Origin of the sequence: Abyssibacter sp. (assembly GCF_964229365.1) — a bacterium.
Classification (GTDB): Bacteria; Pseudomonadota; Gammaproteobacteria; order Nevskiales; family OUC007; genus Abyssibacter.
The window spans coordinates 1-9,419 of the sequence record NZ_CAXRDQ010000004.1 but is presented as its reverse complement, the minus strand read 5'-3'; the positions used below and the strand labels follow the sequence as shown (position 1 = coordinate 9,419).

12 protein-coding genes are annotated in these 9,419 nt (G+C 62.0%); 2 read left to right on the top strand and 10 right to left on the bottom strand.

What is annotated here, in order from left to right:
* The 9 genes from ACE1EY_RS00530 to ACE1EY_RS00490 all read right to left on the bottom strand — a co-directional run.
* The coding region (locus ACE1EY_RS00530) for a flagellar basal body P-ring protein FlgI (RefSeq protein WP_370299189.1) at nucleotides 1–1,054 on the bottom strand (1,054 nt) is incomplete at its 3' end.
* The gene (gene flgH / locus ACE1EY_RS00525) at nucleotides 1,051–1,716 is read right to left on the bottom strand and encodes a flagellar basal body L-ring protein FlgH (RefSeq protein ID WP_291512211.1); all 666 of its coding nucleotides are present in this window, start codon (nucleotides 1,714–1,716) and stop codon (nucleotides 1,051–1,053) included. The genes flgH and ACE1EY_RS00530, both read right to left, overlap by 4 nt.
* Before the next feature lie 5 nt (nucleotides 1,717–1,721).
* Complete coding sequence (flgG, locus tag ACE1EY_RS00520; RefSeq protein ID WP_291512210.1) at nucleotides 1,722–2,507, bottom strand: flagellar basal-body rod protein FlgG; 786 nt, start codon at nucleotides 2,505–2,507, stop codon at nucleotides 1,722–1,724.
* 11 nt (nucleotides 2,508–2,518) lie between these two features.
* The gene (flgF, locus tag ACE1EY_RS00515; protein ID WP_291512209.1) at nucleotides 2,519–3,262 is read right to left on the bottom strand and encodes a flagellar basal-body rod protein FlgF; all 744 of its coding nucleotides are present in this window, start codon (nucleotides 3,260–3,262) and stop codon (nucleotides 2,519–2,521) included.
* A 20-nt stretch (nucleotides 3,263–3,282) separates the two neighbouring features.
* Nucleotides 3,283–4,497: a flagellar hook protein FlgE gene (gene flgE / locus ACE1EY_RS00510; protein ID WP_291512208.1), complete on the bottom strand. Its 1,215-nt coding sequence runs from the start codon at nucleotides 4,495–4,497 to the stop codon at nucleotides 3,283–3,285.
* A 12-nt stretch (nucleotides 4,498–4,509) separates the two neighbouring features.
* Nucleotides 4,510–5,190, bottom strand: coding sequence for a flagellar hook assembly protein FlgD (locus ACE1EY_RS00505; protein WP_291512207.1), 681 nt, complete (start codon nucleotides 5,188–5,190; stop codon nucleotides 4,510–4,512).
* A 1-nt stretch (nucleotide 5,191) separates the two neighbouring features.
* Nucleotides 5,192–5,596 (bottom strand): flagellar basal body rod protein FlgC, encoded by a 405-nt coding sequence (gene flgC, locus ACE1EY_RS00500; RefSeq protein ID WP_291512206.1) that lies wholly within the window; start codon nucleotides 5,594–5,596, stop codon nucleotides 5,192–5,194.
* A gap of 10 nt (nucleotides 5,597–5,606) precedes the next feature.
* Entirely contained in the window at nucleotides 5,607–6,014 is a 408-nt protein-coding gene (flgB, locus tag ACE1EY_RS00495; RefSeq protein ID WP_291512205.1) for a flagellar basal body rod protein FlgB, read from the bottom strand.
* A gap of 103 nt (nucleotides 6,015–6,117) precedes the next feature.
* On the bottom strand, nucleotides 6,118–7,065 hold the full coding sequence (locus tag ACE1EY_RS00490) for a chemotaxis protein (RefSeq protein ID WP_370299188.1): 948 nt from the start codon (nucleotides 7,063–7,065) through the stop codon (nucleotides 6,118–6,120).
* A gap of 161 nt (nucleotides 7,066–7,226) precedes the next feature.
* Here ACE1EY_RS00490 and ACE1EY_RS00485 point away from each other — a divergent pair, with 161 nt between their 5' ends.
* Nucleotides 7,227–7,652, top strand: coding sequence for a putative toxin-antitoxin system toxin component, PIN family (locus ACE1EY_RS00485; RefSeq protein WP_291512203.1), 426 nt, complete (start codon nucleotides 7,227–7,229; stop codon nucleotides 7,650–7,652).
* A gap of 1 nt (nucleotide 7,653) precedes the next feature.
* On the top strand, nucleotides 7,654–7,878 hold the full coding sequence (locus tag ACE1EY_RS00480; protein ID WP_291512202.1) for a hypothetical protein: 225 nt from the start codon (nucleotides 7,654–7,656) through the stop codon (nucleotides 7,876–7,878).
* A gap of 218 nt (nucleotides 7,879–8,096) precedes the next feature.
* Here the strand turns inward: ACE1EY_RS00480 and ACE1EY_RS00475 are convergent, their stop codons facing one another.
* A complete protein-coding gene (locus tag ACE1EY_RS00475) occupies nucleotides 8,097–8,837 on the bottom strand; it encodes a sulfotransferase family protein (protein ID WP_300354695.1) in 741 nt (246 codons plus the stop codon).
* Nucleotides 8,838–9,419: the final 582 nt, after the last annotated feature.

The window sequence follows — 9,419 nt, the reverse complement described above, 5'->3', positions numbered from 1 at the left end:
TCGCGACCAGATCACCCGGCGCGGCGCCCACACGGTTCACGGCACCGACAATCGCCTCCAGCGTCGCGCCGGAATCGAACAGGAACATCCGGTTGGCGTCCTGATCGATGGCGATGCCCGAGTCCGCGACGATGGCGGTGTTGCCACCGCCGAAGGGATTCGGCTGGCTTACCTGGGCATCCTCACGGATGGTGACCGTCAGCGAACCATGGGTCACCGCAGCCGGATGCACCCGCACGTGGCTGCCGATCACCACCGTGCCGGTGCGGCTGTTGATGACCACCCGCGCCGGCGCGTCGCCGGGCTCGATGTCCAGGTTTTCCAGCACGGACAGAAACGCCACACGCATGTCGGCGTCGGCCGGCGCGCGCACGGCAACCGTCACCGCGTCCATCGCCCTCGCGGTCCGCTCGCCCAGCAAGTCATTCACGCCCCCGGCGAGCCGGGTGGCGGTGGTGAAGTCCGGCGTGTGCAGGTTTAGCAGCACCTCGGATCGGGTGGCGAAACCGTTGACCACGCTGCGTTCGACCATGGCCCCGCCCGGAATCCGCCCGGCGCTGGGAATATTGACCGAGATGCGCGAACCGTCCAGGCCCGACGCACCGAAGCCGCCAACCACCAGATTGCCCTGGGCGATGGCGTAGACCTGCCCATCCGCCCCTTTGAGCGGCGCCATCAACAACGCCCCGCCGCGCAGGCTTTTGGCATTGCCAATCGATGAGACGGTGATGTCCAGCTTCTGGCCGGGCTTGGCGAAGGCCGGCAGTTCGGCATGGATCGCAACCGCCGCGACATTCTTGAGCTGCGGATTCACGTTCTGCGGAATCGTCACCCCCAGCTGCGTGAGCATGTTGCGCAGGGTTTGGGTGGTGAACGGTGCCTGGCTGGACTGATCGCCCGTGCCATCCAACCCGACCACCAGCCCGTAGCCGACCAACGGGTTGCCACGCACACCCGCCACGCTGGCCAGATCCTTGACCCGCTCGGCCTGGGCCACTGGTGTGGCGACGGCCAGCAGCAGACCCAGCACAGCACTCGCAACGAATCGGTTCATAGCGGCCACCAGGCACTGTCAAAGAAGCGGGCCAGCCAGCCCTTGGCATTGGCATCGGCCAGCGCGCCCCGGCCGCTGTAGCTGATCGACGCATTGGCAACACGCGTCGAGGCGATGGTGTTGTCCGGCTGGATATCCTCGGGACGCACCAGCCCGGAAATCTTCAGAATCTCGTCGCCCTGGTTCAGGCGTAAACGCTTTTCGCCGATGATCACCAGCAGGCCATTGGGCAGCTGCTCGGTCACCACCACCGACAGCGAACCGCTCAGGCTGTTGCTCTGACTGGCGTTGCCGGTGCCGGAAAAATCGCGATTGGCATCCACGCTGGCGCCCAGAAACTCCAGCCCGTTGGCGGTCACCGCGCCACCGAACAGACTGGGCGCGCCGATATCGATGCCGGTGGACTTGCCGGTGCTGGCCGAGGCCTGCTTCTGGGCGTTGGTCTGCTCGCTGAGAATCACCGTGATCACGTCGCCCACCTGCCCGGCGCGACGATCATTGAACAGCGCCAGCCCGCGACCCGGCGCGTAAATCGCCCCGGCCGTGGGCTGCACCGGGGCGATCTGCGGCACGGCCGGCAGGCCTTCGGCCGGATTCGGCGAGCTGGCGCAGCCGGCCAAGACGGCCAGCGCCAGTGCTGCAACAAGAATGACAGGCTGCATGGCGGCTACAGGTTGTTGTTCACGTAAGACAGCATCTGATCCACCGTGGAGATCGCCTTGGAGTTCATCTCGTAGGCGCGCTGGGTCTCGATCATGTTCACCAGCTCTTCCACGACATTGACGTTGGAGGCTTCCAGCGATCCCTGGATCAGCGACCCCAGGCCGTTCAGGCTGGCCGTGCCGGTCTGCGGCGGGCCGCTGGAGCCGGACTCGGTGAACAGGTTGTTGCCCTGCGGCTGCAAACCGGCCGGATTGACGAAATCGGTGATTTGCAGCGTGCCGACCTGCTGCGGTTGTGATTCGCCGGCGAACTGCACCGCCACCGTGCCGTCCGAACCCACGGTGAGCGTCTGCGCACCATCGGGAATATTGATGCCCGGCTGCACGGCGTAACCGTTCGATGTCACCAGATCTCCGGTGGCGCTGATCTGAAAGCTGCCATCGCGGGTGTAGGCCGCAGTGCCGTCAGGCAGCAAGACCTGAAAGAAGCCACGGCCATTAATCGCCAGATCCAGCGGATTGCTGGTCTGCTGCAGATTGCCCTGGGCAAAGGTCTTCTCCGTGGCACCCACGCGCACGCCCGTGCCCAGCGACAGCCCCGTCGGCGAATCGGTTTGCTGCGACGTGGGCGCGCCAACCTGCTTCACGTGCTGGAACAGCAGATCCTCGAAGCTCGCCCGCCCCTTCTTGAACCCGGTGGTGTTGACGTTGGCCAGATTGTTCGAGACCACGGACATCCGCGACTGCTGCGCGTCCAGTCCGGTCTTGGCGACCCAAAGTGCTGAATTCATCGTATGTGCTCCTAGCCGTTGATCCGCATCACCGCAGCCGCCGCCTGGGCGTTCTCGTCGGCGCTGCGTATGGCCTTGACCTGTAGTTCGAATTGACGGGACAGCGCGATCATCTCGACCAGCGACTGCGCCAGATTGACGTTGGACGATTCCAGCGTGCCGACGGACAACGCCGCGCCGGCTGCGGGCTCGACTGCCGCGTCCTCGCCCGGACGAAACAAACCATCGTCGCCACGGCGCATCGCCTGCGGCTGAATGTTGTCGACGCGGATACGTGCCACCGTGGCCTGCACCGCGCCACCCTGACCCTGCGGAATCACCGACACCGTGCCGTCGTCGGCGATGGTCACGTTCTCATGGGGCGGTATCGCGATCGGTCCGCCATCGCCCAGCACCAGCTCGCCGCGGCTGGTCACCAGCTGCCCGAGTGCATCGATCTGCAACTCGCCATTGCGGGTGTAGGCGGGCTCGCCGGAGGCATCCTGCACCGCGATCCAGCCGCTGCCGCGTACGGCGACGTCCAGCGGGCGGTCGGTGGTCATCAGCGTGCCGACCGACGGATCGAAGGCGGCCCCGCCGAAGGTCGAGGCCACCCGCGTCGGCAGGCCGTCGCCATCCACCGGCGCGGTCGTGGCCATGGCCAGCTCGGCGCGAAAACCCACCGTCGAGGCGTTGGCCAAGTTGTTGGACACCGTCGACTGCGCCGTGAGTGTGCGCACGGCGCCCGACATCGCGGTGTAGATCGACTTGTCCATGGTGCGGCTCCCCTCAGGCCCTAGATATTGATGATGGTCTGGGTGATGGTGTCGGCCGCCGAGATCGTCTGCGCATTGGCCTGGAAGCTGCGCTGCGCGGTGATCATCTTCACCAGCTGTTCGGTGAGGTCGACGTTGGAGCCTTCCAGCGCACCGGACTGCACCAGCCCTAGATCGGAACTGCCTGCCACGCCCAGCCGGGCCTCGCCAGAGCCGTAGGTCGCGGTCCAGAAGTTGTCACCCTGCGCCTGCAGACCCTGCACATTGTTGAAGTTGGCAATGGCAAGCTGGCCCAGCGGTGTCGCCTGACCGTTGGTGAACCGCGCCTGGACGATGCCCTCATCGGTCACTTCCAGCCCGCTCAGGCGGCCGGTGGTATAGCCGTCCTGCGAAAGATTGTTCACGGCGAAGCTTTCGCCGTACTGGCTGGTTTCGCCGACATCGACGGTCAGATTCAGATCGGCCGCGCCGGTGTTCACCGGATGCGCCGGCAGCGTCAGCGCGCCACCGGCCGGGGTCACGAGCTGGCCGCTGGTGTCATAGGCGATCTGCTGCGCGTTGCCCACTGCGGCGCCATCCACATAAGCCTGCACGTTCCAGGTATTGGCCGCCGCATCCTTGGTGTAGAAAAAGCTGGCGGTGTGCGCGGCGCCCAGCGAGTCGTAAACCGTCATCGACGTGGTGTGGTTGTAGGAATCAGGATCAGCCGGGTCCAGCGGCGTGATGGCCGGCACATCGGCATTCGCCGGCAGATTGACGCCCACGACCAGTTCGCCGGAGGCCTGCGGCGGGTTTTCTGTCGAGGCCAGCTGCAACGACTCCAGCCCGCCAGTGGCAAAGCCACCGGTGCCGACCGGCGGAAACACCTGCAGGTTCTGGCCGGAGGCGTTAACGACGTAGCCATCGCGGTCGAGCTGGAACGAACCGGCGCGGGTGTAGCCGGTCTCCCCGCCCTGGGACACGGTGAAGAACCCCTCGCCGTTAATCGCCAGATCCAGCGGATTCTCGGTGAAGTTGATCGTGCCCTGGGTGAACTGCTGCGACACGGCGGCAACCCGCACGCCGGACCCCTGGTTCACCGACGACAGGCCGAATGCGCCGGCGGCGTAAACGTCCGCAAACTCGGTGCGCGACTGCTTGAAGCCGGTGGTGTTGGCGTTGGAAATGTTGTGTGCGGTGGTGTTCAGATCCGCCGAGGCGGCGTTGATTCCACTCAGTGCAATATTGAACGGCATGCGAAAGCCTCCTCAGGCGATGCGGGAAATGCTGGAAAACGGCACGTCGCCAAACCCGGCGACTTCGAGCAACAGGCCGCTGGCGCCCATACGAACAGCGCTGACGCGACCGGCCAGTTCGGGCACCAGCGCGACTTCGGCGTCGCCCTGGCCGGCGCGCACGCGCACCGTGTAATCGGCAGCGGGCATGGCGTTGCCTTCGGCGTCGCGCCCGTCCCAGCTGAATTCGAATTGCGCGTCCAGGGCGGCGCCCGCCGCCGAGTAACTGCGCACTGTCTGGCCGCTGCCATCGACCACCTCGACCGTGACCCGGTCGGCGCCCAGCGGCACATCAACCCGACCCGAAACCTCGCCAGTGCCGCCGTAGCGCACCGTCGAGGTCGGGATCAGCACATCGCGGTCGATCAGCGCGCTGGCCTGCAGGGCCTGGTCCGAGGTGAGCTGGGTTTGGAGATCGCCAAACGCGGTATTCAGGCTGTGGATGCCATCAACCGTGCTGAACTGGGCGATCTGCCCCAGAAACTCGCCCGACTCCATCGGCTTGAACGGGTCCTGGTTCTGGAACTGGGCAATCATCAGCGAAAAGAAATCCTGCTGATTGAGCATGTTTTGCGTGGCCGTGTTTTCAGCCGCCGCGCCGGAACTCGTGCCGCCCAACAGGCCGGTGAGGCTGCTATCGCCAATGGCTGTCATCTCAGCGCCCCAGTTCCAATGTCTTGAGAATCAGATCCTTGCCGGTGTTCAACACCTCGGCGCTGGTCTGGTAGGAGCGACTGGCGGAAATCATGTTGACCATCTCCTCAACCGGGTTGACGTTGGTGGCGTACACATATCCCTGCTCGTCGGCATCCGGATGGCCGGGGCGGTGGATACGCGTGGGCTCTTCGGTGCTTTGCACGATTTCGCTCACCCGCACGCCGGCCTGTTCGGTGGCGGCGTTGAGCTCGGTTTCGAACACCGGCATCCGCGCCTTGTAGACGGCATCCGGCGTGCCGGCGACGGTGTCGGCATTCGCCAGATTGCTGGCGACCGTGTTCAGCCGGACCGACTGCGCCTGCAGCGCGGAACCGGCGATTCGAAAGATGGAAAAGTCGGACATGCTGGCCTCCCTACTCGCCGCGGATCGCGGACATCAGCGTGGTGAGACGGCCCTGCGCGAACTGCAGGCTGGCGCGATAACGCAGCGCGGCATCCGCAAAGGCCGCCTGCTCGCGGTGCAGTTCAACGGTATTGCCGTCCTGGCTGGGCTGCGTGCTGTCACGTTCGGTCGCGACACCAGCCGGCGCGGCCGTGGCGATGCCGGCGATGTTCAGATGCCGGTCATTCGTTCGCTGGAGAGCAGGCGAGTCAGATGCACCCGCCGCCTGGGCCAGCGCGGTCTGAAAATCGATGTCCTTGGCCCGGTAATTGGGCGTATCCGCATTCGCGATGTTCGCGGCCACGTGCTGCAACCGCTGCTGCTGCAATGCCAGCGATTGCGCGTGGATTCCGTAGAGCTTGTCGAGTCCGGCCGCCATGCCGAGTCTCCAGCGAGTCGTATTCGCCGGGCTTCAGGCAAGCGATGTACCACGGCGCCGCCGCCGTGCCGCGCCAGGGCGTGAACGAACAGGGGGCGGGCGATCAGGCCATGGCGGCCTGTTCCAGCTCCAACTCCTTGTTTCGCAAGCGTTCGATGACGTTGCGAGCCAGCTCGTCGGAATTGAACTTGGGCACGAAGCGGTTCGCCCCCACCTGCTCCACCATGCTGTGGTTGAACACGCCAGACAGCGAGGTGTGCAGCAACACATGGAGGGTTTCCAGGCGCGGATCGCGACGTATTTCCGTCGTCAGCGTGTAGCCGTCCATGTCCGGCATCTCGATATCCGAGATCACCATGAGCAAATCATCATCGCCCTGCCGCGACTCGGCCTGCGAGCGCAGAAACCGCAACGCCTCGCGGCCGTCGTTCACCAGCACCGGCTCAAGATCAAGCTGTTCCAGCGTGCGGGCAATCTGCATACGCGCCACCTTGGAATCATCCGCCACCAGCACCCGCCAGCGGCGCTGACGCGCATCGCCGGTGTGTGCCGGCAAGGCCTCCAGATCGGCAGCCAGGCCAATCACGTCGGCCAGCACCTTCTCCACATCGATGATCTGGATCAGCCGATCCTTGAGCCGCGTGACCGCCGTCAGATAACCGTCATCCCCGGCGCTGGCTGGCGGCGGCGTCACCTCGCCAACATCCACATTCACGATGCGCTCGACACCGTGCACCAGAAACCCCTGCACCCGCCGGTTGAACTCGGCCACGATCAGATAGCGCGGCTCATCCGCCGGCGGCGCAGCCTGCACCGCGGCCGCCAGATCCAGCACCGGAATCATCCGCCCGCGCACCGGCGCAACACCGCGCACATGCGAATGCGCCGCCGGCACCCAGGTGAGCTTGGGCGCCTGCACGACCTCCTGCACCTTGAACACATTAATACCGAACAGCTCCTGGCCACCCAGCCGGAACAGCAGCAACGCCAGGCGGTTGTACCCGGCGAGCTGAGTACGGCGATTAATGGAATCGATCAGGCCGGTGGACATCGGACGAGCCGTAGAGGTGTGTGCCTCGGGGATCGGCAGGCTCGACAAAACCTTTAATGAAGCACCGATCGATGAGTCCTCAACCACCCGTTGCGGCAGGAGTCCATACACGACACGATACGCCCTGAATAACTGATAGCACATGCGCTATCATATGCAGCATGCCTCCACGCATTGTCATCGACACCAATGTCCTCGCAGGAGCGTTGATCAGCGACTCCGGCACGAACCGAGAAGTTCTGCGCCGCAGCCTCCTCGGAGAGTACAAGCCACTCATCAGTAACGCGCTGTTTCTGGAATATGAGGATGTGACAACGCGCGGCGACATATTGGACCTGTGCCCCGCCACAGCGGGCGAGATCCAAGACTTGGTCGATGCCTTGTGTTCAGTGTGTGAGTGGATATCCATCTACTACCTCTGGCGCCCGAATCTCAGCGACGAGGGCGACAACCATGTTCTTGAACTCGCCATTGGCGGTAACGCAGAAACAGTGGTGACGAACAATGTCCGGGACTTCCGGACGAGCCAGCTTCGATTTCCGGAGATCAGCATCATGACTCCGGGCGAACTGCTTGGAGATAACTGATATGGCTACGCTGACAATTCGCCTTCCAGACGACAAGCACCTGCGACTCAAAGCACTCGCCAAACGACGCCACATCAGTGTGAACAAGCTGATGGAAGAGCTCTCGACCCAGGCCATTGCCGAATTCGATTCTGAAACCCGGTTTCGTGCAATGGCCGCTCGCGGCTCCGTAAAGAAAGGCCTTCGGGTTCTGGATAAGCTCGACGCTGAACTTGGGAAACACTGATCTATTCACACCACCAAGTTGCTGCCTGAAAACAGGCCAAGCAAGGCGCGAGAAGTGAAATTTGGTCGTTCCAAATGCGCGAACGACACGAATGCGTGTAGAACGTATTCGGACGGCCGGAGGCCGGCCCGAAGGGCGAAGCGCATGGACGCGCTTCGCAACGCAGGCTTGCGGGAAAGCCGACTCCGTCTTGGTGGTGTGAATAGATCAGTGTTTCCCTAGGCCAATGCTTTCACTAATCCGTATATCAAACCAGCAACAGCGATAAAGGCTATACCAAGGATAAAATAGGCCCCTCGAGTAACTCCTGCAATTGTCCGCTTGATGGCGGCACGATCATTAACATTGGGGAACTCAGTCGATGGCTCGGCGACGCCTAAAAATTCGCAAAGTGGTTTCCAACCCTGATCTACGGAAAAGACCAGAAGCCTCTCTGCTGGCACAGATTTTTTCACCTCCTCAATATGCTGATGATAATGAGCAATCGCTTTGCTCCGATCTCTCATGGTTCCTTTGTGTGATCGTTGCCAAATCAGCTTGCGAGACATGTCACCCATCTTCCTTCCGAATGGCGTCAAGAGTTCTAGGACCTTGAACTGCCACAACGACTCGGTGAAGTAAATAGTGTCCATGGTGCTTTCGTACCAAGCTTCAGCCCCTCGGGGATGCACGGTTAGCACGACCTTAGCATCAGGATAGGCGGTCATGAGTTCACGCCACACACAACATGCCGGGTTATCTACAGCGGCCGAGTACTTTGAGAAAACCTGATTCCACTGAAATTGAGTGCCCGGCTCCTCGTTGGCAACTTTTCGCCAGAAATCAAGGTGTGACTTGTTTTCCTTATTCTCGAGCACCTCAAACATGTGATAACACGGAAAGTCCAGCTGGTTGAGGGCCGTGCATACCGACAAAGTTCCTGTCCTACCAAAACCAGCGCCAATGACTTTGAGATTCATGCTTACCCCACCGTTTTGTATTTTGAAAGCGCATAACGCCGCTATAAATTGCGGCTTTGGAGTTGATGGTTTTGTGGTAGCGTAGCGTTAAACCACAAAGCGAGCAACGGAAAAGGCGACAAGTTGATAGCATTGTTAACCATTTATACCCCCAGCATGACATCCCAGAATGAGTAGTGATATTTATATTCAAGCGGGATTGTATAGGAGATGACTTTTTCTTTTCCGTTTACAACGATCTTGAAACTCACGTTCTCTACGAGATTTTTGGGAATGCCTTTTTCGTAATGCAGAACAATATACTCACGACAGCCGACTGTGTCAGAGCATTTAGATACAGTTGATTCGACCTTGGCGCAAACATGAAACATGGGGTCAGGTCTTGTTTCGTGCACGAGAAATCACCCTGCTGACCACTGAGTAATGCAAGCCGAAGTGCTCACCCACCTCCCGCATGCTGAATCCCCCAGATGCATAGGCTGCCCGAATCGCGTCATCCCGCTACGTGTGCTTCTGAGCGTACCAAGCCACCGGCCTGGCGCTGCCCGCCCGCTGGCGGCGCGGCACTTCACGCAAGTCTTG